At 54.4% G+C, this 24,905-nt stretch carries 35 protein-coding genes; 22 read left to right on the top strand and 13 right to left on the bottom strand.

The genetic code is table 11. From position 1 onward, the window contains the following. The first annotated feature begins 20 nt into the window (after nucleotides 1-20). From FPV09_RS00775 to FPV09_RS00745, 7 genes are all read left to right on the top strand, one after another. Nucleotides 21-428: a NifB/NifX family molybdenum-iron cluster-binding protein gene (locus FPV09_RS00775; RefSeq protein ID WP_148883576.1), complete on the top strand. Its 408-nt coding sequence runs from the start codon at nucleotides 21-23 to the stop codon at nucleotides 426-428. A gap of 58 nt (nucleotides 429-486) precedes the next feature. Next, entirely contained in the window at nucleotides 487-690 is a 204-nt protein-coding gene (locus FPV09_RS12110; RefSeq protein ID WP_246112277.1) for an isoprenylcysteine carboxylmethyltransferase family protein, read from the top strand. Between the two features lie 117 nt (nucleotides 691-807). Continuing rightward, the gene (locus tag FPV09_RS00765) at nucleotides 808-1,347 is read left to right on the top strand and encodes a DUF2250 domain-containing protein (RefSeq protein ID WP_148882002.1); all 540 of its coding nucleotides are present in this window, start codon (nucleotides 808-810) and stop codon (nucleotides 1,345-1,347) included. A 309-nt stretch (nucleotides 1,348-1,656) separates the two neighbouring features. Beyond that, on the top strand, nucleotides 1,657-1,884 hold the full coding sequence (locus tag FPV09_RS00760; protein WP_210411141.1) for a FeoA family protein: 228 nt from the start codon (nucleotides 1,657-1,659) through the stop codon (nucleotides 1,882-1,884). Continuing rightward, complete coding sequence (locus FPV09_RS00755) at nucleotides 1,885-2,109, top strand: FeoA family protein (protein WP_148882001.1); 225 nt, start codon at nucleotides 1,885-1,887, stop codon at nucleotides 2,107-2,109. Further along, nucleotides 2,109-4,127 carry a ferrous iron transport protein B gene (gene feoB, locus FPV09_RS00750; RefSeq protein WP_148882000.1) on the top strand — a complete coding sequence of 673 codons (2,019 nt, stop codon included), beginning with the start codon at nucleotides 2,109-2,111 and terminating at the stop codon, nucleotides 4,125-4,127. Before FPV09_RS00755 ends, feoB begins: the two co-directional genes overlap by 1 nt. Next, nucleotides 4,124-4,558 (top strand): hypothetical protein, encoded by a 435-nt coding sequence (locus FPV09_RS00745; protein WP_148881999.1) that lies wholly within the window; start codon nucleotides 4,124-4,126, stop codon nucleotides 4,556-4,558. The genes feoB and FPV09_RS00745 overlap by 4 nt, the downstream gene beginning before the upstream one ends. A 61-nt stretch (nucleotides 4,559-4,619) precedes the next feature. On the opposite strand, the gene FPV09_RS00740 is transcribed toward FPV09_RS00745, so the two are convergent. The 7 genes from FPV09_RS00740 to modA all read right to left on the bottom strand — a co-directional run bounded on the left by FPV09_RS00740 (nucleotide 4,620) and on the right by modA (nucleotide 10,185). Then, nucleotides 4,620-5,282, bottom strand: coding sequence for an MBL fold metallo-hydrolase (locus FPV09_RS00740; protein WP_148881998.1), 663 nt, complete (start codon nucleotides 5,280-5,282; stop codon nucleotides 4,620-4,622). A 62-nt stretch (nucleotides 5,283-5,344) separates the two neighbouring features. Beyond that, nucleotides 5,345-5,929, bottom strand: coding sequence for a regulator of amino acid metabolism, contains ACT domain protein (locus FPV09_RS00735; RefSeq protein ID WP_148881997.1), 585 nt, complete (start codon nucleotides 5,927-5,929; stop codon nucleotides 5,345-5,347). Further along, nucleotides 5,926-6,621: a hypothetical protein gene (locus FPV09_RS00730; protein WP_148881996.1), complete on the bottom strand. Its 696-nt coding sequence runs from the start codon at nucleotides 6,619-6,621 to the stop codon at nucleotides 5,926-5,928. Before FPV09_RS00730 ends, FPV09_RS00735 begins: the two co-directional genes overlap by 4 nt. 9 nt (nucleotides 6,622-6,630) lie before the next feature. Then, nucleotides 6,631-7,389: an RAD55 family ATPase gene (locus FPV09_RS00725; RefSeq protein WP_168194707.1), complete on the bottom strand. Its 759-nt coding sequence runs from the start codon at nucleotides 7,387-7,389 to the stop codon at nucleotides 6,631-6,633. 162 nt (nucleotides 7,390-7,551) lie between these two features. Next, nucleotides 7,552-8,601, bottom strand: coding sequence for an ATP-binding cassette domain-containing protein (locus FPV09_RS00720; protein ID WP_210411168.1), 1,050 nt, complete (start codon nucleotides 8,599-8,601; stop codon nucleotides 7,552-7,554). Beyond that, the gene (locus FPV09_RS00715) at nucleotides 8,588-9,385 is read right to left on the bottom strand and encodes an ABC transporter permease (protein WP_148881993.1); all 798 of its coding nucleotides are present in this window, start codon (nucleotides 9,383-9,385) and stop codon (nucleotides 8,588-8,590) included. The genes FPV09_RS00720 and FPV09_RS00715 overlap by 14 nt, the downstream gene beginning before the upstream one ends. After that, the gene (gene modA / locus FPV09_RS00710; protein WP_148881992.1) at nucleotides 9,373-10,185 is read right to left on the bottom strand and encodes a molybdate ABC transporter substrate-binding protein; all 813 of its coding nucleotides are present in this window, start codon (nucleotides 10,183-10,185) and stop codon (nucleotides 9,373-9,375) included. Before modA ends, FPV09_RS00715 begins: the two co-directional genes overlap by 13 nt. A gap of 172 nt (nucleotides 10,186-10,357) precedes the next feature. Here modA and tsaA point away from each other — a divergent pair, with 172 nt between their 5' ends. Further along, complete coding sequence (gene tsaA, locus FPV09_RS00705; protein WP_148881991.1) at nucleotides 10,358-10,846, top strand: tRNA (N6-threonylcarbamoyladenosine(37)-N6)-methyltransferase TrmO; 489 nt, start codon at nucleotides 10,358-10,360, stop codon at nucleotides 10,844-10,846. Nucleotides 10,847-10,945: 99 nt separating this feature from the next. Then, the gene (locus FPV09_RS00700; protein ID WP_168194706.1) at nucleotides 10,946-11,392 is read left to right on the top strand and encodes a CGGC domain-containing protein; all 447 of its coding nucleotides are present in this window, start codon (nucleotides 10,946-10,948) and stop codon (nucleotides 11,390-11,392) included. Nucleotides 11,393-11,427: 35 nt separating this feature from the next. Here FPV09_RS00700 and FPV09_RS00695 read toward each other — a convergent pair whose 3' ends face one another. Next, the gene (locus FPV09_RS00695) at nucleotides 11,428-12,237 is read right to left on the bottom strand and encodes a hypothetical protein (protein ID WP_148881990.1); all 810 of its coding nucleotides are present in this window, start codon (nucleotides 12,235-12,237) and stop codon (nucleotides 11,428-11,430) included. A gap of 138 nt (nucleotides 12,238-12,375) precedes the next feature. On the opposite strand from FPV09_RS00695, the gene FPV09_RS00690 reads away from it, so the two are divergent. The 7 genes from FPV09_RS00690 (at nucleotide 12,376) to FPV09_RS00660 (ending at nucleotide 16,100) form a co-directional block, all read left to right on the top strand. Beyond that, a complete protein-coding gene (locus tag FPV09_RS00690) occupies nucleotides 12,376-12,993 on the top strand; it encodes a NifB/NifX family molybdenum-iron cluster-binding protein (protein ID WP_148881989.1) in 618 nt (205 codons plus the stop codon). Between the two features lie 57 nt (nucleotides 12,994-13,050). Continuing rightward, nucleotides 13,051-13,272 carry a hypothetical protein gene (locus FPV09_RS00685; protein ID WP_148881988.1) on the top strand — a complete coding sequence of 74 codons (222 nt, stop codon included), beginning with the start codon at nucleotides 13,051-13,053 and terminating at the stop codon, nucleotides 13,270-13,272. A 55-nt stretch (nucleotides 13,273-13,327) separates the two neighbouring features. Beyond that, nucleotides 13,328-13,810, top strand: coding sequence for a NifB/NifX family molybdenum-iron cluster-binding protein (locus FPV09_RS00680; protein ID WP_148881987.1), 483 nt, complete (start codon nucleotides 13,328-13,330; stop codon nucleotides 13,808-13,810). Between the two features lie 118 nt (nucleotides 13,811-13,928). Next, nucleotides 13,929-14,117, top strand: coding sequence for a hypothetical protein (locus tag FPV09_RS00675; RefSeq protein WP_148881986.1), 189 nt, complete (start codon nucleotides 13,929-13,931; stop codon nucleotides 14,115-14,117). 19 nt (nucleotides 14,118-14,136) lie between these two features. Further along, complete coding sequence (locus FPV09_RS00670; RefSeq protein ID WP_148881985.1) at nucleotides 14,137-15,153, top strand: hypothetical protein; 1,017 nt, start codon at nucleotides 14,137-14,139, stop codon at nucleotides 15,151-15,153. 62 nt (nucleotides 15,154-15,215) lie between these two features. Further along, nucleotides 15,216-15,515, top strand: a complete 300-nt coding sequence (locus tag FPV09_RS00665; protein ID WP_245610365.1) for an antibiotic biosynthesis monooxygenase — start codon at nucleotides 15,216-15,218, stop codon at nucleotides 15,513-15,515. Between the two features lie 6 nt (nucleotides 15,516-15,521). Further along, nucleotides 15,522-16,100, top strand: coding sequence for a DUF998 domain-containing protein (locus tag FPV09_RS00660; protein ID WP_148881984.1), 579 nt, complete (start codon nucleotides 15,522-15,524; stop codon nucleotides 16,098-16,100). Here FPV09_RS00660 and FPV09_RS00655 read toward each other — a convergent pair. Then, nucleotides 16,097-16,519 carry a PPC domain-containing DNA-binding protein gene (locus FPV09_RS00655; protein ID WP_148881983.1) on the bottom strand — a complete coding sequence of 141 codons (423 nt, stop codon included), beginning with the start codon at nucleotides 16,517-16,519 and terminating at the stop codon, nucleotides 16,097-16,099. The two genes, FPV09_RS00660 and FPV09_RS00655, sit on opposite strands and share 4 nt — an antisense overlap. A 57-nt stretch (nucleotides 16,520-16,576) precedes the next feature. Between FPV09_RS00655 and FPV09_RS00650 the strand changes: the two genes are divergently transcribed. Then, nucleotides 16,577-17,149 (top strand): hypothetical protein, encoded by a 573-nt coding sequence (locus tag FPV09_RS00650; protein WP_148883573.1) that lies wholly within the window; start codon nucleotides 16,577-16,579, stop codon nucleotides 17,147-17,149. A gap of 189 nt (nucleotides 17,150-17,338) precedes the next feature. On the opposite strand, the gene FPV09_RS00640 is transcribed toward FPV09_RS00650, so the two are convergent. Next, nucleotides 17,339-17,797: a 6-pyruvoyl trahydropterin synthase family protein gene (locus tag FPV09_RS00640; protein WP_148883572.1), complete on the bottom strand. Its 459-nt coding sequence runs from the start codon at nucleotides 17,795-17,797 to the stop codon at nucleotides 17,339-17,341. Between the two features lie 95 nt (nucleotides 17,798-17,892). On the opposite strand from FPV09_RS00640, the gene FPV09_RS00635 reads away from it, so the two are divergent. Beyond that, nucleotides 17,893-18,246 carry a DUF134 domain-containing protein gene (locus FPV09_RS00635; protein ID WP_058937864.1) on the top strand — a complete coding sequence of 118 codons (354 nt, stop codon included), beginning with the start codon at nucleotides 17,893-17,895 and terminating at the stop codon, nucleotides 18,244-18,246. Nucleotides 18,247-18,679: 433 nt separating this feature from the next. Here FPV09_RS00635 and FPV09_RS00630 read toward each other — a convergent pair whose 3' ends face one another. Then, the gene (locus FPV09_RS00630) at nucleotides 18,680-19,030 is read right to left on the bottom strand and encodes a hypothetical protein (RefSeq protein WP_148881982.1); all 351 of its coding nucleotides are present in this window, start codon (nucleotides 19,028-19,030) and stop codon (nucleotides 18,680-18,682) included. 1,025 nt (nucleotides 19,031-20,055) lie between these two features. Further along, the gene (gene purB / locus FPV09_RS00625) at nucleotides 20,056-21,411 is read right to left on the bottom strand and encodes an adenylosuccinate lyase (RefSeq protein ID WP_148883571.1); all 1,356 of its coding nucleotides are present in this window, start codon (nucleotides 21,409-21,411) and stop codon (nucleotides 20,056-20,058) included. Nucleotides 21,412-21,603: 192 nt separating this feature from the next. On the opposite strand from purB, the gene albA reads away from it, so the two are divergent. The 3 genes from albA to FPV09_RS00610 all read left to right on the top strand — a co-directional run bounded on the left by albA (nucleotide 21,604) and on the right by FPV09_RS00610 (nucleotide 23,238). Further along, complete coding sequence (gene albA / locus FPV09_RS00620) at nucleotides 21,604-21,879, top strand: DNA-binding protein Alba (protein ID WP_014011661.1); 276 nt, start codon at nucleotides 21,604-21,606, stop codon at nucleotides 21,877-21,879. Between the two features lie 109 nt (nucleotides 21,880-21,988). Beyond that, a complete protein-coding gene (locus FPV09_RS00615; protein ID WP_148881981.1) occupies nucleotides 21,989-22,654 on the top strand; it encodes an ArsR/SmtB family transcription factor in 666 nt (221 codons plus the stop codon). Nucleotides 22,655-22,704: 50 nt separating this feature from the next. Beyond that, on the top strand, nucleotides 22,705-23,238 hold the full coding sequence (locus tag FPV09_RS00610; protein ID WP_014011659.1) for a CBS domain-containing protein: 534 nt from the start codon (nucleotides 22,705-22,707) through the stop codon (nucleotides 23,236-23,238). Here FPV09_RS00610 and FPV09_RS00605 read toward each other — a convergent pair. Continuing rightward, nucleotides 23,228-23,770 carry an NTPase gene (locus FPV09_RS00605; protein WP_148883570.1) on the bottom strand — a complete coding sequence of 181 codons (543 nt, stop codon included), beginning with the start codon at nucleotides 23,768-23,770 and terminating at the stop codon, nucleotides 23,228-23,230. The genes FPV09_RS00610 and FPV09_RS00605 overlap by 11 nt on opposite strands. A gap of 55 nt (nucleotides 23,771-23,825) precedes the next feature. On the opposite strand from FPV09_RS00605, the gene mtnA reads away from it, so the two are divergent. Beyond that, on the top strand, nucleotides 23,826-24,893 hold the full coding sequence (gene mtnA / locus FPV09_RS00600; protein ID WP_394343840.1) for an S-methyl-5-thioribose-1-phosphate isomerase: 1,068 nt from the start codon (nucleotides 23,826-23,828) through the stop codon (nucleotides 24,891-24,893). Nucleotides 24,894-24,905 lie beyond the last annotated feature (12 nt).

Below are 24,905 nucleotides of genomic sequence, written 5' to 3'. Positions count from 1 at the left end.
CGCTCAAAACGGTGATGCTCATGAGGTGCCTGAAGGTCGCGTTTGGAATGGAGAACGACGAGACGCTCATAGATGCCCACTACGGGGATTCGGAGTTCTTCGCGATATACGAGGTCTATGAAAACGGGAGCGTTAAGCTTCTCGAAAAGAGGCACAACAGGGCCAAGGACTTCGAGGAAGAGGACGACGGCCACGGCGACCCCAGGAAGTTCAAGGCCGTCGTGAGCCAGCTCCTCGACGTTGACGTCCTGGTTGCATTCAGAATGGGGCCGAACTTCCTGAGGATCCGTGACAAGACCAACAAGGTGGCCTTCTTCACGAGGACAAGGGACCTTAAGATAGCCCTCCAGCGTGTCGTTGAGAACTTCGACGACCTCTGGGAGCAGACCCAGGCGAAGAAGGCCGAAAAGCCGCCGATAGAGGAGTGAGCGATGAGGTTCCTTGGGATAGCTCCCAAGGTTCCTTTTCGCGGTTCCCTACGCGGTTTTGGCCTTCTACTTCAATTCGAGGCTCAACTTCTCTTTTCCCAGGTTTCCGGCTTTGGGGGTTGCCCTTCTCACAGTCGGCATAGTCTTCTGGCTCCTCTGCTACCGGCAGATTTCGAAGGCCTACCGAAGGGACGAGCTGCTCACAACGGGCTGCTACTCCAGAGTCCGCCACCCTATCTATTCAATCTGGGCTTTCTTATAGTGCCAGGCTTCTCGCTCGCCATCGGAGGCTTTATGCTGGGCCTACCACTCGTCTACTGGCCCGCATTGGTGAAATTTATAGGGGAAGAAGAGAACGCCCTAAAGGAGAGGTTCGGCGATGAGTGGCGAGAATACACGAAAAGAACGGGCAGGTTCCTACCGAGGATCTGAGCTCCTCCCGGTTCACCTCTACGTCCTGACCCACCTGAAAAGGGCGGGCGTTGATTACGCGAAGATGATGGCAAAGATGAGCGGCCTTCCGCTTGAACTCATAACGGATGCAATCGGTGACCTCCTTGAAATCGGCCTGATAGAACGCGACCCAGGGAGCGCGGTAAAGCGAAGCAGGGCGCGCTTTAAGAAGGCCTTCGAGGTTCACAAGCACCACACCTACTACCGCCTCTCCAGAGAGGGCGAGCTCTTCGTCCGTTCGATTGACAGGAAGTGGGTGGAGGAGTATTTTAACGCGCTCCTTCCAAACGGGGGGAAGATCGTTAAAGCGCTCGCTGAGAGCAGGGATGTAAAGGAAGCGGGCAGAAAGGTAAGCATTGACGGTGAGACCCTCGAAGAGCTAAGGATTCTCCGCTTCGTGGCAGGGAAGGGCAGGAAGACGGAGTTCTTCAGGCGGCTGTGTGAATTCCTTGGAATCCGAGAATAACTAAAAACCATTATCCAAAAGTTTTTAAGCTTTAATCCGTGCATATGCACGGAAATTCATAATGGAGCAGATTTGTAGCTTCATTTTTAATTTAAAACTCTTCCTATTCTCCTTCCAAACCTCTTCTTTTTTGTTTTTATCGGCAGGTGATGCACATTTCAGAACATTCTAGTTAGGTTAGCCTAACCTAATTTTTAAGTTTCAAACATCTAGGGTTAATTTTACAAACAGAAAGTTATTTAAGGGCATGCTGGATTAGCCTATCCTGAAGTTATTAGGGAAACCTAAATATTGCGTATAAACGTGTACATGGAGGGATGGGAGATGAGACTGAGCGATGTGGAACCCGGAAAAACTGTCCGGGTCCGGGAGATAACTGGAGGACCAAAGGCCCGCTTCGCAGCAATGGGTCTGGGTAAGGGCACAGAGGTCAGAGTCCTGAAGAGAGCACCCCTAGGAGACCCCATAGAGATTGAAGTTCGCGGCTACAAGCTATCCCTTAGGGAAGGTGAAGCGAGATTCATAGAGGTGGAGTGAATGACGCCCTTGAGCTTTCTCAAAGAGGGCACAAGGGCAAGGATTACCCGTGTAACGGGGGGAAGGAGTGTCCTCACGAAGCTCATGGCGATTGGCCTCGTTCCTGGAAGCGAACTTAAGGTGATCAGAAACCAGATGGCCGGTCCGCTGATAGTGGCCGTTGGAGACACCCAGCTCGCCCTCGGGAGGGGGCTCGCAATGAAAATCCTCGTGGAGGTGGAATGATGGGGGAAGCTGTGATAGCTCTAATTGGGAACCCCAACGTGGGTAAAACGACGATTTTCAACGCCCTGACGGGTTTGAAACAGCATGTCGGCAATTGGCCCGGCGTTACCGTGGAGAAGAAGGAAGGTGAGTTTGAATACCTGGGAGGAAAGTTCCATGTTATTGACCTGCCCGGCGTCTACGCGCTGACTGCTTACTCTCTTGACGAAAAGATAGCAAGGGACTTCATAGTCCGCGAAAAACCAGACCTCGTTGTGGACATCCTCGATGCCTCAAACATTCAGCGCAATCTCTACCTCACACTCCAGCTCCTCGAGATAGGGGCCAATGTTCTCGTTGTCCTCAACAAGATGGATTTGGCGGAAGAGAAGGGCATCAAGATAGACCCGAAGGAGCTTGAGAGGGCCTTAGGGGTTCCCGTTGTCCCAATGGTTGCTTCCAAGGGGAAGGGGATCGAGGAGCTCAAGAAGGCCATCACCGAAAGCCTTGGAAGGAAGCCCAAACCGCTGAGGTACCCAAACTTCGAGCCATACATAGAACGCCTTGTAAGAGTTATACGGCTTGACAAGAGGCTCTCAGAGGAGTACAACCCGCGCTGGCTTGCCATAAAGCTTCTCGAGGGGGACAAGGATGTAAAGGGCGTTATTGAAGGCAGTTCCGAGAGGGACGAGATAATGAGAGGACTGATAGACATAAAGAAAGACCTCCAGAGGAAGTACGAGGATCTCGAGTTAGCTCTCGCCGATGAGAGGTATGCGCTCATCACCCAAACCGCGGAGAGGGCGATAGTCGCGCGTGAGGAGAGGATGACGTTCTCGGAGATGCTCGACGAGGTCTTCACCCACAAGTATCTCGGCATACCGATATTCATAGGCATCATGTGGGCAACCTTCAAGTTCACCTTCGACGTTTCCGCTCCGTTCAGTGACATAATAGACTGGTTCTTCGGCTGGCTCGGCGATGCCCTTGGCTCCCACATAGCAAACGACGCGCTGGCCTCTCTCCTAAGGGACGGAATCATAGCGGGCCTCGGGAGCGTCCTCGTGTTCCTGCCGCCGATAGCGTTCCTGTTTTTGGCTTTCTCGTGGCTTGAGGACAGTGGGTACATGGCAAGGGCCGCCTTCGTCATGGATAGGGTTATGCATCGCTTCGGTCTCCACGGGAAGTCGGTAATCCCCATGATAATGGGCTTCGGCTGCAACGTCCCCGCGATAATGGCCACGAGAACGCTCGAAGACGAAAAGGACAGAATTCTAACGATACTCGTGAACCCCTTAATGTCCTGTCCGGCGAGGCTTCCGATTTACAGCGTCTTCGCGGGGGCTTTCTTCACTGGGAAGGAAGGAGCGGTGATAACAAGTATGTACCTCCTCGGAATAGGCCTCGCGCTAGTGATAGCGTGGCTCTTCAGGAAAGTAATCTTCAAGGGCGAGCCGTCCTACTTCATCATGGAGCTTCCGCCGTATAACAGGCCGAACTGGAGGGGGATCCTTGGCGCTGCGTGGGCGAGAACCGAGAAGTTCCTGCGAAAGGCGGGCACTGTAATCTTTGCAGGGGTTGTAATCGTCTGGCTGCTCTCCGTCACCGGGCCAAGCGGCTACCTTGGGTCAGAGGCCCTCGAAAACGGCGAGCTATTGGCCAAGTCGTGGGTGGCGGCGCTCGGGCACGCCCTCCAGCCCCTGTTCAGTCCGATGGGCTGGGACTGGAAGGCAGCCGTGGCCCTGTTCTTTGGCTTCATAGCAAAGGAGATAGTCGTCGGAACGCTCGGTGTGCTTTACGGCGTCGGTGAGGAAGAGACCGCAGTTTCCCACGCGATAGCGGCGAGTGGAGCCTTTACCCCTGAGACAGCCTACGCCTTCATGGCATTCTCTTTGATATACGTGCCCTGCGTAGCTGCCCTTGCGGCCATAAAGGGAGAAGCAGGGTGGAAGTGGACGCTCTTTGCTCTAGTCTACGAGTTGATTTTAGCGTATCTCGTGGCTCTCGCAATAGTTGGAATAGGGGGTGCACTGGCGTGAGCAGGGAAGTGAACCTCGGAACCATGAAGGTTATCAGCGCCATCTTTGGCCTCCTCTATCTCATCTACGGGGTCATCGAAAGTCTGAGCTGGCTCGGCAGGGAAATAAGCCTCGGGGTACCCCCGACGGGCGACATCTTCGTTGGCCTTGCCCTCCTCACGATAAGCGCTGTCTATCTAACGGGCCTGAAGAGGATCACTGAAAACGACGGGAGGGCCGTTGCCTACGTCTATGTCGGGGCACTCCTCGGAATGGCATTGGGTGTGCTCGCCCTATTCGTCATGGGGGCAGACGCCATCGAGGCATACCTCCTTCACAGCGAGGACTTTGCAGGGTGGAGGCCAATAAACGACGTGACATCCTATTTAATCCTTGGAATCCTTTCGGTCGGGGCGTATTTTACCGTGAAAGACGTCCACCGGAGAGGGTAAAAGAGTGAGCCAACCTTCCATGCCATGGGACTTTTTCTTTATCATTTTTTGTTCAGACAGCTCAGATTTCCAAAACACTCCCCGTTCTCACTCCCACGAACTTCTCGGGATATTTCTTCCGCACGTACGCCTTCGCCTCCTCCCCGGAACAGTGGGCGGGGCCTATTAGCTCGGTCAGCTTCGCCAGTCTATCAAGGGTTCTGGCCGAGGGGCCGTGAAAACCACCGATTACGAGGTGGGCTTTCTCATAGCCAGAAACCTCAAGGACCGCCTTGGTGAGCCTGTCAACGCCCGGATGGGAACAGCCAACGATGATGACGAGGCCGGAGGGCGTCTCCACCCCAACCGCCTGCTCAAACCCGTTTAAGGGCCCCGAAGTCCAAACTCCGGCTTCGATCTCACAGGCCTTCGTGACCTCCCTAACCCCGAACCCCCATTGCCTTCCCATTGCCCCGTTTCCCGGCGGAGCATAGAGAGGAATTCCCGGATTCAGCTCGCCTACGAGGGAGAAACCCCCGTAGTGGTCGTAGTGCCAGTGGCTAAGAACGGCGAAGTCGAGGTTTCTCAGGGAGACTCCCAGAACGGTGGAGTTGTAAGCCAGGATGGCCGGGTTTGTATCGGCGTCAAAAATAAAGCGGAGGTCCCCTTCAAAGAGAACGCTCCACCCCCAATCGTTGAGAAAGCCCTTCGAAGGGGCGTTGTCGTTGAGGACGAGGAGCCGCATAACATCACACCCCAATATCAGCTCCATTTTGAATGCTCCCATCCCGGAGTCCCTCAAAGCCCCTAATCCGCAATTTCCACGCCCCCAGAGAGCCTCCTCGGACAGTACTTAACCTCACAGAAGGTGCACACCAGCTTAGTCTTGACTTTTTCCGGGGTTTTTATGAGCATCCTCTCGATTCCGCCTATCCCCTCGATATCGGAAATCGCCTCCCCGCTTATCGGCCGCTCCACGACGATGGAGAGGTACGGCGCTTCCCCCGGGAGGTTCCTGAACCTGACGGATATCGGCCTGTTCCCATCCCTTAGAAGGACGTCCAGTACGGCGGGCACTGCCCTGCCATCGCTCTCCGCCAGTCTGAGCTCCAGCACCTCCCAGTTCATGGCGGGAGCGAGATCCTCGATTCTCAGCTCCGGGCGGAGCCTCTCAAAGAGAAGCCGGAGGGCGGTGGTGTTCTCTATGGTCTCAACCGTGAGGTACACGACCTTTCTCGTCACCCCCGTCGCCCTCGCAACCTCGGTTATGGGGAGCTCGACCCCGTCAAGGAGCATCGAACCGTTGCGGATTTCGATACCGTGCCTGAGCAGGAACTCGGCGACCTTTTTCCGGGCGGGGTAATGCCTGAAGTATTCGTCTATGAGTATCATCTTCCCACCTTCTTTTCACGGATTATCCTCGCCGTTCTTTCGGCGACCTCCTTCTTGGTCCCCTCGAACATTTCGCGCGGGAACTCGAAGGGAATATCCTCCCGAGGCGCGCTTCCGCGGAACTTCAGCGGCCTGATGTAAACTTCATCCCTCCTCTTAAGGAACTCAAGGACGTTATCCGCGTTCTCGGCGAGTTTCCTGTTGTGGTCCCCAAACATCGCCGAGTTGACGGCCACAAACGATACCGTTCTTCCCCTACCGAGCCAATCCAGGAGAACATCCACCAGCCGCTCTTTTTCTCCGCTTCCGATCAGGAGGAGAGTAAACGACGGAATAACGACTATGCTTTTTTGACCAGCCATGTCAAGGGCGCGCTTCAGCTGCTCCGGCTCCGAGAAGTTGCCGATGTAGTACCCGGCGTCCGCCCTTTCGATTTGGGCGCACGAGGGCTGGTAGTCGAGAAAGGTTATCCCGCGGATTCCCTCGTCGTCCATGCCAAAAATCCGCAGGTTCCTGAGAACGCCGCAGACCGGCGAACTGGTCGCAAAGTAGAGGACGTCATACTCCGGGTGCACATTCAGGAACTCGACGATGAATCTCTGGGCGAAGAGGGGCTTCGCCGCGGCCATCGGACCGGAAAGAAGAGTAACGGCGGGAAGCTCGAACCCAAACCCCCAAAAGCCGAACCTCATGCTCCCACCTCACAGCCTCTTTATCGCGGGAATGAGGTTCTTCTTACCCCTCTCCGCCTCTTCCCTGATTTCATCAAGGATTTCGCGCGAAAGGGGAACTTCGACCTCGTTCTTCCTGAAAGGCACGTCCCTGATGCGTTCCACCCGCAGAAAGAGCCTCATGGGCTTCTCCATCCTGCTGAACATAAGGTTATCCGCGGCCATCTCAAGCTCCTCCACCCTATCCTTGAAAACGTCGGTGTTGACCGTGAAGAAGTACGTTTTTGTTTTGTTCGACGCTAGTGTATCCATTATCTTCCTGTGAATGGCCTCTCCGTAGGTCGGGGAGAAGAACAGCAGGTTGAGGGCGGCGCCGACGACCATCGTTCCGAGGGGGGCTATCGTCTTCGGGACGTTGCTGAGGTAAACGCTCGCCAGCGCAAGCGCCTCGTCCCATATCTCAGGCTTTACAAAGTTCGCCCTGATGTGCTCGTCCGAGACGATCTCAATGCTCTCTATGCCTGGATCGAGCTCCACGAAGAAGACCCTGCCCCAGTAGTCGTCCAGGTCGGCGCCGAAGAGACCCATGGTGTTCCTCAGGTACTCGAGTGTCGTGCTCGTCAGCAGGAAAACCACGTTCCCGCCGTTCTTAAGCCAGCCGGAAGCGAAGATATATCCGATGAGGGGCTTTCCAGAGCCGCCGGGACCGCTCACAAGCGTCGAAGTGTTGGAAGGAAACCCCCTGGGGATTATCCCTTCGATCCAGGGAATCCCGAGTTTCACGAGCACCGAAACCACCTCCGAGTTAGATTAGCCTAACCTAATTCCACTTTTGATGTGAATTACACACACTTTAAACATTACGGTCCAAAAATGGATAATCAGTTAACGTTTCTGACCAGGGTTCGTCCGAACTTTGGAAGAAGGAAAAAAGCACGGGAGGACACGGATTCACCCAACCACCCTCAGCGCACTCGCCTTGAAGAGGGCGTAGAACTTTTCTCCAGGCCTTATTTTGAGGAGCTCCACGGCGTTCGGCGTCACCACCGCGCGGAGCGAAAGGCCGTCCGAGACCAGAGAGAGCCAGACAAGCTGGCCGCGCCTCTCCATTTCCCCAACCTCAACGGGGACCACATTCTGGGCGGAGCACTCGCCGGGCTCCCTCGCGAGTATTATCTCCTCCGGCCGTAGGGAGAGGATAACCTCCCCCTCCGCTTCGTCCGAGGTGTAGAGGATTACGTCGCCGACCCTAACCGCGGTGAGACCATCGCACTTCCTTCCGGCGGTTCCGCGGAGCAGGTTCGTTCCGACGAAACCGGCTATGAACTCATCTCCGGGCCTTGAAAAGACTTCCTCAGGTGTTCCGAACTGGACGATTCTGCCGTCCCTCATCACGGCGACGTGCTTTGCCAGGGCGAAGACGTCCTCGAAGTCGTGGGTGACGTGGATCACCGTCGTGCCGTACTCCTCTATGACCCCTTTCACCAGCGAGCGGAGTCTCTCCCTCGTCTTCGAATCCAGGGCGGAGAAGGGTTCGTCCATAAGGAGGATCCTCGGTCTAATCACAAGGGCCCTCGCGAGTGCGACCCTCTGCTGCTCCCCACCGCTCAGCGTCCCGGGCTTCCGATGGAGAATATGCGCAATGTGAAGCTCCCCTGCTATGGTTTTGACCTCGCGCTCTATCTCTTCCATGGAGAGGCCCCTCTTCCTGAGGCCAAAGGCTATGTTGTCGAAAACACTCAGATGGGGGAAGAGCATGTAGTCCTGATAGACTATGCTTATTCCTCTCCGTTCCGGCGGTTCTTTCGTCACGTCCCGGCCGTCAAGGACTACCCTACCGGAAAGGAGGGGGTAAAAGCCCGCTATGGCCTCAAGGAGGACGGACTTTCCCGCCCCCGTTGGCCCGATGACCGTCAGGTAATCCCCCTTCTCAACCGAGAGCGAGACGTCTCTGAGATGGAAGTCCCCAAGGTCTATGCCCAGGTTTTCAACCTCTAACAGGGCCATGCTCACCACCCTCCAGCCTCTCGAAGATGAGTATCGCGAGGAACGAGACAACGACGAGGACTATTCCGCTCGTTATTGCCATGCCGATGTTGCCGTAGGAGATATTGAGGTAGAGCGTCACAGGCAGTATCTCGGTGTTCATGTAGCTCCCGCCGGCGAGTATCAGGACGGCACCGAAGGCGCCCATCGAGCGCGCGAACGAGATTATCGTCGAGGCGAAAAGGCCATCCTTGGCCATAGGCAGGGTCACCTTCCTGAAGGTCTCGAACTCCGAATAGCCAAGGCTCCTCGCGACGAGCTCGTAGCGCGGACTTATCCCCTCGAAGGTCGTGTAGATCACCCTGACGGCATAGGGCAGAGCAGTGAAGAACTGGGCCACAACTATGCCGAGTTTCGTGAAGACCACATTTATCCCGAGGGCGCTCAGGGCATCCCCAAACGCGGTCCTTCCGAAGAGCAGGAGCAGGGCGAGACCCAGGACGAGCTCGGGGAAGGCCATCGGAAGGTCGAGGATTGATTTAACGGCGCTCTTCCCCCGGAAATCAAAGCGCGAGAGGGCATAGCCTATGGGGATCCCGATGAGGATGACGAGGAGGGTTGAGATTGATGCCGTTATGAGCGAGAGCTTGAGGGAGTAAACCATCTCCTCAGATTTCAGCGCCTCAAGGATTTCGTGGGGCCTTGGGACGAAGAAGAGGGTGGCTATCGCTATGAAGAGGAAAAATGTGAAAAGAAAGGCCACGAAAATCGTCAAAGCTCTGAAGCTCAGCCTTTCCATGGCCTGAACCCCCACTTCTCCCAGATTTCTGTGTGGTTCGCCACGAACTCGTTGAAGGTCTTCGCGACCTCAACGTGGCCGTCATTCTCCGCACAGGTCGTTACCGCGGTTGGAATCGTCTTAATCGAGTTCTGCTCCCGTGGTATCTGGACAACCTCAATTTTGCCCCTGGACTGCGCCCACGTAACCATATCCTCCCAGATTATCGCAGCATCGGCCTGTCCGGTGGATATATAGATGAGGAGCTGATTGACGGTCGGCGTGAAAACCACGACGTTGGGCTTCACTTCATCCCAGAGGCCGTTCTTTTCGAGGATTTTCTTCGAGACCTTGCCGATTGCAGCAGCCTTCGGGTCGCCGAGGACGACTCTAACGCCCGGCTTCGCGAGGTCTTCGAGGGAGTGAATCCCCTTCGGGTTGCCCTTCGGAACCGCTATGACTGGAACGTGCTCCGTGACGTTTCTGACGGTGCCGTTGAGGATGTATCCCTTCTTCATGGCCTGCTCAGTGTAGTACCAGGCCCCGGGGATGAAGACGTCGCAGCCACAGGTCGTCTGCAGGACGCCGAAGATTTCACTGCTCCCGCCGTAGTGCACCTCAACCTTCGCGCCAGTCTCGTTCTCGAAGAGGCTTATCAGCTCGTTCATCGGCTTCATTAGACCCGCTCCAGAGCAGACGGTGAGGGTCTGACCTTCAAAGGGTCTCTGCTTCGTTGAGGCGTTGGTCGAGCCGAGACAGCCAGCGCCGATGACGGCACCGGTGAGAACCAGAACGAAGAACAGGGCTTTAACGCTCTTCATTAGACCACCCGAAAAGAAGTTTGAAGTTCGAATTTAAACGTTTGCGTAAACAAAAGAGCTTAAAGTAAAACAAGATAGCTTAACCAACGCCGCGTACTTCCGGGGAGAGAGTGGCTGATCAATAGTGCAAAAGGATTTAAGGTCGCCTTCAAATGGGAACTGGGGGATAGAATTGAGAGAGATCTCATACAGACCCATTGGAGTCATCCACAGCCCGTTCAATGAGCCAAAGGGCGTTCCAATACAGCCCTCGGCGGCGAAAGGGGTCAGAGGAACCGTTGAGGTCTTCCCCGAGTACGCATCCGGACTGAAGGACATCGAGGGGTTCTCGCACATCATATTAATCTACCACTTCCACCTTGTGGAGCCAGGAAAGCTCCTCGTTAGGCCCTACATGGACGACGAGGAACACGGAGTCTTCGCCACCCGTGCCCCCAGCAGGCCGAACCCGATAGGCATCTCGATAGTGAGACTCATCGGCGTCGATGGGAACGTGCTCCACATCGAAGACGTTGACATCGTTGACGGGACGCCGCTGCTTGACATAAAACCGTACGTGCCCAAGTTTGACATCAGAAGGGTCGAGAGAACGGGCTGGCTGGAGCAAAACGTTCACAAGCTTCCCGAGGCCAAGGATGACGGCAGGTTCGTGAAGGGGTAATCGATTTTATCCTCAAAATTCACGGATGAGCAAACGGCATCCAAGCAAAAGCTTTAAGCCAACTTTTTTGTTAAGATGTCTGTCTGAACATTTAGGGAGATGCCGAAAATGGTAAAGATTGGAATTATAATTTGCGACCGCTACCGCACCTGCGCGGGCGGCAAGTGTTTTAGGGCGCTGAGGGAACACGAGGGAGCCTTCAGCATATACAAGGACCAGGAGGTCGAGGTTGTCGGGTACACCACCTGCGGAGGCTGCCCCGGAGGGAACATTGAATACGCCCCAGCGGAGATGAAGAAGAACGGTGCCGAGGTAATACACCTTGCAACGGGCTTTCTGGTGGGCTATCCCCCCTGTCCCTGGATAGACTACTTCAAGAGGTTCATCGAGGAGAAATACGGCCTCAAGGTCGTCCTTGGAACCCATCCCATTCCGCAGAAATACTACACGACCCACAAAGCTTTGGGCACGTGGGACTCGCCCGACTGGGATGAAAAACTGAAGTACGTTATCTGCGATGAAGAAACGAGAAAGAAATACGACTAATGGCTGAATCAATTCCTAAAGCCAACGTTAAAACCTCACAGCCGCACAAAGGTCAGCTTCACGGCTTCTCCCTCCTCAAACCTGCCCACAAGCTTGAAGAGGGAATTGTTGCAGTAAACCCCGACCCCTCTTATTTCCTTTCCATTGGCCAGCACCCTAAAGTTCGCGTCAAAAATCGAGACGCCGTTTGATAATCTCTCCCCAACCGGAAGCTCCAGGCCAAAGAGCTTTACGTTTTCTACCCCACCAAAGAGCACCCCGTAGCGGTAGTGCGGGAGACCACCCTCGATGGAAAAGCCCTCGGATGTCAAGGGCGTAAGGGAGCGTCCGTTGGTTCTCAGGGGTCGTGCCCAGCAGTGACTTTCCTCGCACCTCACAACCTCAAACTCATCCCCCCTCAAAGAGGGCACCAGCTCAAGGAGAATGGGACTCATTAGAAACGCCCCGCGCGCCCGGTAGGCGTCGTGGCACGACCTAAGCTCAAAGTGTGCGTGCCTGTCGCTCCAAGGACTGAAGAAGCCCGAGACCACCATCTCTCCTATAGGATCACCAAGAACCAAACGTTCACCCTCCCCCACAGCGGGTTTCACGTGGAGCACCTTGAGACAGAACTCCCCAACCTTCACGATTGTGAGGTAATCCTCCCGCACGGGCACATACCTCGGCGTCATTACCCTCCTGATAGCCACCACTGTGCCCTCTTCAAAGGGAAAGAGCGCCTCGTCGGGAAAATACACATCAACGGCAGTCCCGAGCCTGTGGGCTGGATAGGGACTATTGTAGAAGCTCCACCACGCATTCTCCGGCACATCAAGAGGGAATCCCTCAACAATGGCTATCCTCATGGGTCACCGTTCAAGTCCCTACACAAGCCAATATATGAACGTTGTGCGAATTGCAGGACTCAGAAGGATTAGGGTAACCGAAAACTTTAAATGTTGTGCATATGCACAAAATAATAGAATGAAAGTGAGGTGGTTGAGATGAGAATCGCGATACCCACCAATGGAGGGGGACTCGAGGACACCGTTGCCCCGGTCTTTGCCAGGGCGCCCGCGTTCCTCATAGCGGACGTTGACGAAAACGGCAACGTCACCAACAGCAGGGTCATCCAGAACGGTGCCGCCATGGCGGGAGGCGGAGCCGGACCAATGGCCGCCCAGACCCTCATCAACGAGGGTGTCGAAGCGGTGATAGCACCGCAGGTCGGCCCCAACGCCCTTGGAGCCATACAGGCCGCAGGAATAAGGCTCTACCAGGTCGCTCCGGGAACCCCGGTTGAGGAGGCGGTAAAAGCCGTCGTTAGCGGAAGCGTTGGCCAGTTCACGGCGCCAGTGCCGCCGGCTCCAACAGCCCCGACAACGCCGGCTCCCGCATATGGCCCGTACCCGGCGACGCCCACATACCCGGCCTACCCCGCTTACGGCTACGGCTTTGGCCCGGGCAGAGGCTGGGGCCGCGGTGGCGGCTGGGGGAGAGGCAGAGGCTTCGGCCGTGGATGGGGCAGAGGAGGAAGAGGCTGGGGAGCCAGACTCGGCTACTGCCCCTGGACCGGCCAACCCAGCAGGAGGACCATTCGCTGGCTCTACGGCTGGTGGTGAACCCTCTCTTTTTACATTATGGGCATGAGCCTTGATAACGTATCGGAGGAACGGAGAATGCCAAGAGGGATGGGAAGGGGATACGGCAGGCCAGGGTACGGATTTTATTCATTCGGCGGCGCGTACGGTCTAATCGACCTGCTCTTCATTGTGGGGATCCTGTATTTCATGTTCAAGCTATTCGTTGTGGCGTTTCCATACGCTCTGGGTCTCGCGGCCCTTCTAGTCCTCAGGTCATTCCTGAGGCCCCGTTTCTGGGGAGGGGGGAGGCCATTTTGAGCGTATGCAAACTTTTTTAAGTTCGGTTTTCCTAATTCTCCCGGAGGTGATGTGAATGAGGATCATAGTCTCAACCGTAAACGGAGGACTCGATGACAGGGTGAACCCGGCATTCGGAAGAACCCCCACTTTCACGATAGTTGACGTCGAGAACGGGGGAATAACCAACGCCCAGGTCGTCCAGAACCCCGGCTACAGCCAGCCGAGAGGAGCCGGAGTTACCGCGGCGCAGTTCTGCATAGACCAGGGGGCCAACGTTGTCATTGCAGGAAGCTTCGGGCCCAACTCATCGGGAGTACTCCAGGCTGCCGGCATAAGGATGGTCTCGGCCCCGGCCACGATGACCGTCAGAGAAGCGGTCGAAGCCTTCCTGAGGGGCGAGCTCACCCAGGCCGTTTTCGGCCCCGAGGGAGGTGGAGCCGGCGGAGGAATGGGAAGAGGTATGGGACGCGGCATGGGAAGAGGCAGAGGTATGGGCCGTGGAATGGGCGGCGGCCGCGGCAGAGGCGGTGGATACGGCCGCGGTGGCGGTTGGTGAACCTGAGCCCTTTCTTCCAACATTTTTCGTGAGCACACTCCCGTCAAAAGTTAAGGTTCTACCCCACTGCCAGCGAAATGTTAAAATACTCTAGAGCGGAGAAAACAATGGTGAGTCTATGCGCGGTCCGTTCCCCGACCAAGTCACCATTAAGAGGTCCGACCCCCTTGCCCGCGAAAGGACTGAAAGGTTCCAGCGTGAGAGTGGAGAACTCCGGGAGTATTCAACCCTTGAAACCGTGATAGTCATCATTCTTGGAATACTCGCTCTGGGGTTCGCCGTGTTCATACTGAGAAACTACCTGTAAGATTGATAGTTGGTGAACCATGCGCCCGATAAACACCTACATGGGACACACAATGGGCGGGCGGGGGATGCAGGGGTACTTCTTCTGGTTTCTCCTCGCCTCGCTGTCAGTCTTCTTTGCCGAGGTGACGGTGGCTTCATACCTCTATCCGTATTTTACACCCTGGGGAATAATTTCCCTCCTTCCTCTCTACGGCCTCCACACACTGGTTCTCGCGGGAATCGTCTACCGCTTTGGGAAGCCCCGGTTCGAGACCCTCTACCTCGCGGGAATCCTCTTTGGCCTCTACGAGGCGTACATAACCAAAGTGGTGTGGAACCCTGAGTGGGACTCCGTCCTCAAGATCGGTGGCGTCGGAATCTTTGAGGTTCTCGTCGTGGTGCTCTTCTGGCACCCGTTCATGTCGTTCATCATCCCCCTTGGAGTCGCGGAGCTCCTGACTTCGGGGAGGAGGATCCTTCCCGGTATCGTGCTCAGACATCCGTACCTTACTGCTACACTCCTCGGCATCGTCGAATCCTCAAACGCCCCCTCACCGCTCCATTCATTCCTCTCCACTTTCTCCTCCTCGGCGTTCCTGATCCTCCTCGTACACATCTGGCTGGGGCGTTTTAAAGGCGGACGCTATGACATGGAAGGGCTCCTTCCAACGTCAAAGGAGCTAAAACCCCTGTTTCTGGCTCTCCTCGCGTATTACATCATCTTCGGCTCCCTGCTGAGAAGGGAAGCCCTCCCTGACCTCTCCGCCCAGGCCCCAATCTGGCTGCTCTACGCGGCCACGTTCTTCCTGCTGTACCGCGCCCTAAAGAAGTCCCGAGAGCACGGAGAGGTTGGGCTCACGGAATGTAGGCTCGAACTTAGAAGGCTCAGCAGACTGGCAGGGGTTTTCGTAATCTCCGCGACCATATTCACCTCAATCAAAACGCTCGCGCTGCCAGAGCTCGGAGTTGCCCTTATCATGGCCCTCTGGGCTTTTGCGAGCGTCGTTGCGGTCGTGAGTCTTGTAAAGAGCGCCAGGTGGGCGCTTACCCAGTAACCCCGGGAGGTTTTTTATATGATGCGGCCGAGAATAATGCTGGGGTGATTTCAGTGGCCGTTATGAGGCTCTGGCACGGGAGGGTGCCGATCGAAAAGGCGGACGAATACGAAAAGTTCCTTATCGAAAGGGCGGTTCCGGACTACGGTTCCGTTGATGGCCTTTTAAAGCTCTACTTCATGAGGAAAGACGAAGAAGGCGTTGCCCACTTCCTTCTCGTCACGATATGGGACTCAATGGAGTCCATCAAGAAGTTTGCCGGCGAGAACCCGGAGATAGCGAAGTACTATCCTGAGGACGACGACTTCCTGCTGGAAAAGGAGAAGTACGTTCAGCACTACCGGATCTTCTACGAAGGGTGACCGAGAATGAAAAAGAGCCAGCTGTGGGCTGGCATTCTTTCTCCCCCAATCGCCCTCGGCGGGATAGGGGCGGCGATCCTCATAAACCGCTCCTGGTGGAGACTCACGAACAACGCGATAAGCGACCTGGGAAAGGTCGGCCTGCCCCACAGCTGGGTAATGAACGTTCCCCTGTTCATATCCGCGGTTCTCGCCATCTACTACGTGATGGGTCTTTTCAAGGAGGTTAAAAATCCCGTCTCCAAGCTTGGAATCGGCGTTTTCATTCTTGGACTGGCCTTTCTGGCGGGAATAGCGGTCTTTCCGGAAGGAACTGAACCGCACTACCACGTCAGCTGGGGCTTCTTTCTGGCCGGGAGCGTCGGATTCCTGATAGCCGGAGCCAGCCTCTGGCTCGAAGGTCGGGGAAGATTCGGAGCCTTCACCGTTCTGCTCTTTACCGCAGAAGTTCTCCTCGCGAGGTGGGCGTTTAAGACCTTCAGCGGCGTCGCCATTGCCGAGTTCACCGGAATCTTCGCCATGATAATCTGGCACTACGCGCTGCTGTGGAGCGTAGTCCGGCCAAAAAGGTTAGGAAAGGCTTAGATGCTCGCCTCATCCCACAGCGCCAATCCGTTCTCCTGCGGCTTTCTTTCAAGCAGCTCACCGAGGAGTTCCTGCATGAAAACCTCGGCCACGAAGACCTCGCCCTCAACAAGATGACCGCCGTAGAGCATGCCGTCGGAGTCGCCCAGGGCAACGTGGATGTGAGCGAACGGCTCACCGTCCTTAACACTTATGTTGCCCGCGAGGGAGACCAGCTCATAGGTGCCGGTCAGCTCAATGACCTTGTACTCACCCGCATCCTCATCGAAGTAACCTATTTTCGGATTCTTCAGACTCCCGATGGCGCTGACCGTCCCAATCAGGACGTTGTTCTTCTTTGCAAATTCGTTTATGAACTTCAGGAGCTCCTCCCCCTCAGGAACCCTGAACAGGAAGTTCCTGCCCCTCGAGAACCTCACGGTACTCACCTCAAAGCTAATAAGCCTCCCCCGATTTAACGGTTTTGGGTGAAAGGAATGGACACCAAAGGGGCGATAATGCGTATCTTTCCAGAGATTCCGGAATTCGGCGAGGTTGACTTCTCCCAGTACTCAACACCCTATGCGGCCATGCTGATGGCCTTTCTCAAGAGCGGGAAAGCCGGCTTAAGGGAATTCGAAGAGTTCATTGAGGAAAACGGCGGAACGAAAGCCGACGTTGGAAAGTTTTTCATCTCAGTCTTCCAGTATCTTCTCATCAGATACCGCCGCTACGGGGACGAAAACGTCGAGGTGCCGGCATTCAAAGTCTTCCTTACCCTCAAGGGTTGGCTCAACGAGCATGGCTTTGAGAACGACTACAGACGGCTCCTCCATTCGTTCGTCGGCTATCTCGTGGACATAGCGGGGAAGATTGCAGAAAGGTCCGACTGCGAGCTCGGTCCGGCCTACATGAAAACCGCCTACCTGCTGACAATCGAGGCGGAGGAAACCTTCGGGAAGGCGTATTTCAGCGAGCTCAGAAAGAAGGCCGGAGAGATGCTTGCGAAGGTTTACAAGGACTGTGGAATCGAAGAGGTACTCCCCGAAAAAAGGGAGAATGGCTGCTAAGCCTTTCCCTCTTCAATCTGCTTCTTAAAGTAGGCGTACATGGCGTCGTAGAGGTAAAACTCCTTCTCGAGGGTTTCGTAGTCAACGTGGACGTGTTCACGGGTCACCCACTTCATAAAATCGCCTCGAAAAGGATCGACGTCTTTCTATCTACAGGTTTCGAAAATAGAGACAAAAGGGAGTTAAGAGTCATCTCTCCAGGGTTACCTCCGCGTAGCTCCTCGGGTCTTCCCATATCTTGACCCGGATTTTTCTCACGTTTTCCCCCGCCTTCTCCGTTATCCTCTCCGCGAACCACTCGGCTATGTACTCGGCGGTGACGTTGGGCTTATCCAAGATCACCGCCTCATCCGCAGGCAGCTCCAGACGTTTTCCATTCTTTTCAATGACAATAAGACCTTCCTTCCTCTCCACAATCCAGCTCTCGCTCACGATGATCCTGTGGTCGAGGAGCTTGATAAGCCTGCTGAGGTGGTTGAAGTCAAATATCATGCCGTTCTCATTAACGTCACCCCATATCTCAACGTCCACGTTGTATGTGTGCCCATGTATCCGGAGGCACTTGCTCTCGTAGGGCAGGGCAAGGAAATGCGAGCTGTCAAAGTCCTTGTGCCATCCTATCTTCCTCTCAGTCACGTGAAACCCCATATCTCTCACCACCCAGGAGTTAGTGGGAGGAGTTATAACCCTTACTGGGTGGGGGAAAGCCTATAAACCCCAAAGCTCAAAGGTCTTTGATAGCCATGCCGATGGGAATGGGACCCGGCTGGGGCCGCGGAAGGGGAAGGAGAAGGAAACTGAGGATGATAGGATTCGTTCCGGAGGTTAGACATTTCTATCCCGCGTTACCCCCGATGGGTCAGCCCAAACCGCCGATTTTCATGACCTACGAGGAATTCGAAGCCCTTAGGCTGGTGGATCACGAAGGGCTGACACAGGAAGAAGCTGGAAAGAGAATGGGAGTTTCCCGCGGCACCGTGTGGAGGGCGCTGAGCTCGGCCAGGAAAAAAGTTGCCCAGATGCTGGTCGAGGGGCGGGAACTCGTGATACTGCCCCAGGGGAATGAGGTTCCAAAGAACATCGTTGAAGAGGAATAACTGTCCTCTTTTCTAACCTCCGAATGATATTATGGCCCGTTTTTGCCAGACGGGGTTTCTTGGCCGTTTATTCTTTTTTAGGGTTGCCTAATTTTTGTGCGGGGGTTTGTCTCTCAAATTTTTGGGTGAATTCTTACTTTTTAAGAAAGTCATTAAAAGTACTTGTTTTTATGCTTCAATAAATACTTTATGATTTATTATTGAAATTAAGATAATATCAAATAAAAATATCAAAATTTTCAAAAATCGTGATATTACCATTTTAAAAAATTAGTAAACTCAAAAAATCTACCATCTAAAAAAGTAAAATCTCAAAAGATGAACACATTCATACAGCCCAAACGGGTTCGACCCGTTCATGCAGCGTTTGCTAAAAATATGTGGGAGCAAGCTCCCGCACGGTACAGTCAGACTATGTGAGCCCTACTGCCGATCACATCCGCCGATACGCGGATAGTATTGCCTCCGCTAGCTCGGGAGACGTAGCCTCAACCGCCCGCACATCGATAACGAAGGCCTTAGCTAGTCCCGCATTCTCGTCTCCCCGTACAAGCCTCTCGGGATATCCCGCCTCCTTCAGGACATGCTTCTCCATACTGGTAAGGGCTTTAAACGGTATGACAAATTCAAGGTGCTTGGTTCGGTAGTTCTCTCGGAAGAACGGGCTGATTGAATTACGTGCGGTGGAGACCCTCTCAAGCTTCTTGAGGATTATCTCCTCGGCCAGCGGCCTCAGGTACCTGTACCCAGAGGCTCCATATTTAGGAGTATTGGTATTGTTCATCCGCCGAACACCTCCAGTGTGAATTGGGATACCTGAAAGCAACGTCGTATTCAATACACGAAGGTGTGTATTCACCGGCCCTTTATATGGATATCTCCCCACTCAGAAAAGTCCACAGGGGCCTACAAAGGACTTGGCGCACCTGCACTGGCGCCGACAGTAGATGCCCGCGACCCTCACTGTCGCCCCTTGTTAGTATTTACCACTTTATTTAATTTTCCTATAATGTGCCTTATATCCAAAATCCATGGACATGCTTGAGCATTAAAAAGAGCAGAAACAGAGTGGCCGATGAGTGAACTGCACGGGGGGCATCACTTACATGCTCAAAGCTCTATGTTCCAGCTAACTGCTACCCGTGCCATCGACAAATGCCACGGTGGATTGAAGTGACCCCCACGGAGGTAGTGCCGGAGACGTCAAGAACTCTTAATTTGCATCTGATTCGCGGAGACAGAGCTACAGCTGCAGGAACTGCAAATAAATTATCATGATGTACTGAGCAGGATTGAACAACACAAGCTAAGCACATATAGACAACCCGAAACCAGATTATCCCCCTCAACTGGATATTGAGGGTACAACTATGGACACCCTTTCTGAATTGGGGGATTTTATCGACAAGGTCCCGGCTTCTACAGACCAAAAATTGATTACAATTAAAGGTAGTATCGATTCCAGTCGTGAATGCTACTGTCAGTGGACTCAAAGACAGCAGCAGGGACAAAGTCACTCGTCGGTATATGCCAGCCACACATCTTGCCCTACCTAAGACGATTGTGGAAATTACGCTAAGAAAAAGTTAAAAATCCAAATTTTTTAATATTTTAACAAGTAATTTTTAAGTCGAATAAACAAGAATTAAACACACAACATGATTTGAGTGTGAATAAGAACCAAATAGAAAACATAAAAATTACTATAACTAAATGTAATAATTCGCCCAAAAATTTGAGAGACAACTTCAACAATGATGGCGGAGCAACAAAGATGATGCATAAGATAAAAGGCAAGAAATCAAAGCCTCACCGCCCTTCTTTTCGCTCTTTTTCCTCTATCCACGCGATTACGTTGTCGACTATCTGCGGGGCCATCCCTATGTAGTTCCCTGGCTTCAGGCTCTCAAAATCATCCTGGCTTAAGAACTTTCTAACATCTTCGTTTTCCCTGGCAACCTCAATCAGGTCTCTATTCTCCCCAAATGCCTTCATCGCGAGCTGTCTGACGAGTTCATGTGCCTCCTGCCTCCCCATACCCTTCTCAGTTAGCTTCAGCATCAACGGCTCGGCCATGATGAGGTTGTTGGTCATGTAGAGGTTCCTTTCAATGTTCTCGGGGAAAAACTCCAGGCCGGCAAGAACTTTCTTAATGCTCTTCAGCATTTCATCAAGGAGGACAAAGCTCTCGGGGAGGATAACGCGCTCAACGGAGGAATTTGTGAGGTCTCTCTCGTGCCAGAGGGGATTGTTGAGCAGGGCCGGGAAGACGTTCGAGTACAAGACCCTCGCCAGACCGCTTACCTTCTCGCTCCTGATGGGGTTCCTCTTGTGGGGCATAGTAGAAGAGCCCACCTGCTTTTTCCCAAAGGGCTCACTGATTTCGAGTATCTCGGTCCTCTGGAGGTTTCTTATCTCCAGGGCAATCTTGTCAAGGGTTGAGGCAATGAGAGCGAGAACCATCATGAGTTCCGCATAAACGTCGCGCTGGATTATCTGGTTGCTTATCTTGGCCGGCTTCAGGCCGAGGTCTTTCATGACGAGACGCTGTATCTCAAGGCCCTTCTCCCCGAAGCTGGCCATGGTTCCAACGGCGCCGCTCATCTGGCCAACCAAAATCCTCTCCTTCAGCTCTTCTATCCTGTCTATGTGCCTCTGTATCTCGTCGAGCCATATCGCAAACTTCATGCCGTAGGTGGTCGGCACCGCGTGCTGGCCGTGAGTCCTGCCTATGCAGACGGTGTACTTGTGTTCCCTAGCGAGGTTCTTGAGGATCGAGCGCAGCTCCTTGAGGTCGTTCTCCACTATGGCGAGGCTCTCCTTTATGAGGAGGGCATTGGCAGTATCTATTATGTCATTGGAGGTGGCGCCGAGGTGAACGTACTTGCCGTGCTCGCCGCAGACCTCGCTCAGGGCCTTGACGACGGCCATTATATCGTGGTGTATCTCGGCCTCTATCTCCTTGACACGCTCCACTTTGACCCACTTCGTGTTGGACCTCTCGGAGATTACCCTGGCACTTTCTTCGGGGATGTTGCCGACCTTCGCGTGGGCCCTCGCCAGAGCCGCCTCCACATCGAGGAGTTTTTGAAGCTTGTTCTCCTCGTCCCAGATGCGCCTCATTTCCTCGCTTCCGTAGCGGTAATCTATCGGATGAACGGCCATCTTATCACCAACCATATGGCAATTTCTGGACCTTAAAACCTTTCGCTTAACATAAATTTGCAGGAACATGGTTGGTCATTTGATTCGCTCATCGGAGCCACAGGAGTGTTCAATAACGCTATTAAACGACCGAAAAGTATTTAACCGGAACCCAACGATAGCCTAACGACAAAACTTCCGGAGGTGCCAGAAATGGCTGAGGAGCACGTCGTCTACATTGGAAAGAAGCCGGTTATGAACTACGTCCTCGCTGTGATAACCCAGTTCAACGAGGGCGCCAAGGAGGTCAGCGTCAAGGCTCGCGGTAGGGCCATCAGCAGGGCCGTCGATGTCGCCGAGATCGTCAGGAACAGGTTCCTCCCAGAGGTCAGGGTCAAGGAGATCAGGATCGGCACCGAGGAGCTCCCGACCGCCGACGGCAGGACCGCCAACACCTCGACCATCGAGATTGTTATGGAGAAGCCGTGAATTCGACTCCCTTTCCTTTTCCTTCGGGACTCTTCTGACGCTTCAAACTGGCTTGAAGCTGTGAAAAGATTTAATACGTCCTCACCGTATTCTCCCCAGGTGGCGCCGTTTGGACTATGAGACAATAGACATACACGACGAAAGGGCCAAGGAGCTCGCGCAGATTCTGATGAACGACAAAGCGATAGCCATCCTGCATCTCGTGGAAGATCAGGCGCTGTCAATAAGCGAGATATCCCGCGAGCTGAGCCTCCCCATCTCCACGGTCTCATACCACATAGACAAAATGCTCAAGGTCGGCCTCATCGAGGTGGCAGGGAAGAAGTACGGGAAGAGGCTCCAGGAGGTTAAGCTCTATCGCGCCTCCAACAGGCCCATACTTCTCGTACCTCGCCGGAACGTTGCAAAGGTGAGGAAGAAAGCTGTTATGAGCTTTGAGAAGCTACACGTTATAAGCCTGGGCCTCGCCGGGCTGGTGGCGGCCGGTGTGTACGCCGCGGCGCGGAATGTACTGCCCCCCGTAAGTTCCGGCGGTGCACCCGAGTCAATCACGCAGTCGGCGGTGGACAACGTCTCGATGATGGTGGCATCTGAAAGGGCCACCGTTCCATCGGCAACGAACACGAGTACCGAATCCGTGCTCTATGCGCTTCACTCCACGGTGCCCCGTTCCGGCCTTGAAGCCCATGCAACGGCCGTTTCGGTGGGCTTGGCCATTGCCGCGTTCATCTTAACGTTTCTCCTGATTTCGTACATTATGAAGCGCAGGAGTTGAAGAAAAGGTTTTTAAGTTTCTTCTCCAACCCCCGTTGGCGAGGTGATAAAATGGCACCTAGGATAGCCGTGGGACAAGTGGTTAAAAGGAAGGCAGTCATCGTCAAGCCGGACGACACCGTCCACAGGATCGCCAAGATTCTCTCAAAGAACAAGGTGGGAAGCGCGGTTGTTGTTAAAGGCGACGAGATCGTTGGAATAATCACCGACCGCGACATACTCGACAAGGTCGTCGCGAAGGGAAGGGACCCCAAGACCGTCAAGGTCGAGGAGGTCATGACAAAGAACCCGATAACCATCGAGGACGACTACGAGGTTCAGGACGCGATCGACAAGATGATGGACAAGGGCATCAGGAGGCTCCTCGTTACTAGGCTTGGAAGGCCGATAGGCTTCGTCACCGCGGCGGACCTTCTCGCTGCACTCAACGCGTACAACAGTGAGAGTGAGGAGGAAACCAGCGAGGAGACCGAGGTCTACGGAATCTGCGAGCTCTGCGGACAGTACGGCCCACTCTACAAGGTCTACATCGAGGGCGGCGAGAAGTGGATATGCGAGAGCTGCAAGGACAGCCTCAACCTCTGACTCCCTTCAGTTCTTTCATAACTTCGTCCATTACCTCAGCGAAGGCTCTGTTTCTGTTCTCGACGCTCAACGTGTAGAGCTTTCCAAGGGGGCGGAACTTATCGGCCATCTTTCTGTGCACAACGGCCAGAAGGGGCTTTTCCGACTTCAGAACCTCGCCAACAACGCGGATGAACTCGTCGCTCTTGTACTCCATCGGGCCGATTTCGTCTATGACTACCAGGTCGGCCTCAACCAGGGCGCGTTTTATCGCCGAAACGCCGACACGGTTTATTTCGTCAACGTGGACGACGTACTTCCCGAAAGGAACGCCCGGGAGGTGCGAGGTCCCCCTAACGCTGGCCAGGGTTCCCTCCTCTCCGGTGTCGAGGGCCGTGATCCTGAAACCCACGCGCCTTCCGTTCCTCCGTACTTCCTTCGTTATCATCCCACCGACGAGGTAGCCCCAGCGGTCGGCTTCCCTCGCAACCCTCTCCACCAGCGTTGTCTTCCCGACTCCCGCCGGACCGGTAACGAATATCCTCAACGTCATTCCCATCACCGAAGGAGATTTAAGCTCGAGCCTTAAACCCTTTGGGGTGATGCTCATGCTGAGGTACAAGCCAGAGGAACTCACGAGACTACCGAGGAGCGTGCGCTATGAGAGTGGAAAGGTCATCATGATAGACCAAACACTTTTGCCGGGAGAGTTCAAGACGATAGAGCTGGGAACCGTTGATGAGGTCGCCGAAGCGATAATCACGATGAAGGTTCGCGGTGCGCCGGCAATAGGTGCGGCGGCAGCCTTCGGTCTGGCCCTCTACGCCGACACAAGCAAAGCTAAAACCCGGGACGAGTTCATGGACGGCTTTTACAGCGCCTACGACAGGCTTAAGAACACCCGGCCAACCGCCGTGAACCTCTTCTGGGCGCTCAACAGGATTAAGAAGCTGGTAGAGGAGAACCTTGAGAGTCCGCTCGACGAGATTAAGCGCATGATTGTCGCCGAGGCACAGAGGATAGCGGACGAGGACGTCGAGGCCAACCTCAGGATGGGCCACTACGGTGCCGAGGCTCTCCCGGAGGGGAACGTTCTAACGCACTGCAACGCCGGAAGCTTAGCCACCGTTCAGCTCGGAACAGTTGGGGCAGTTCTGAGGGTCATGCACCGCGATGAGAACCTCAAGCTCCTTTGGGTGGACGAAACGAGGCCGGTCCTTCAAGGCGCGAGGCTTTCAGCCTGGGAGTACCACTACGATGGAATACCTCTCAAACTCATAAGTGACAACATGGCCGGCTTTGTCATGCAGCAGGGGAAGGTTGATGCTATCATCGTCGGCGCGGATAGGATAGTGGCTAACGGCGACTTCGCCAACAAGATAGGCACCTATACTTTGGCCGTCCTCGCCAAGGAGCACGGGATACCGTTCTTCACCGTCGCACCGCTCTCGACGATTGACATGAGCCTGAAGAGCGGAAAGGAGATACCCATCGAGGAAAGGAAGCCCGAGGAAGTTCTCACCTGCGGTGGCTGCAGGATTGCCCCCGATGTGGACGTCTACAACCCTGCCTTCGATGTCACGCCGCACAGGTACCTGACGGGAATAATCACAGATCAGGGCGTCGTTTACCCGCCCTTCGAGAGGAATTTGAAGAGGCTGTTCAAGGAAAGGTAATAAACTAACTCT

It is taken from the genome of Thermococcus aciditolerans (genome assembly GCF_008152015.1).
In the GTDB taxonomy this organism is placed as follows: Archaea; Methanobacteriota_B; Thermococci; order Thermococcales; family Thermococcaceae; genus Thermococcus; species Thermococcus celericrescens.
The sequence above is the reverse complement of the archived record's forward strand: the minus strand, read 5'-3'. Positions and strand labels throughout refer to the sequence as shown.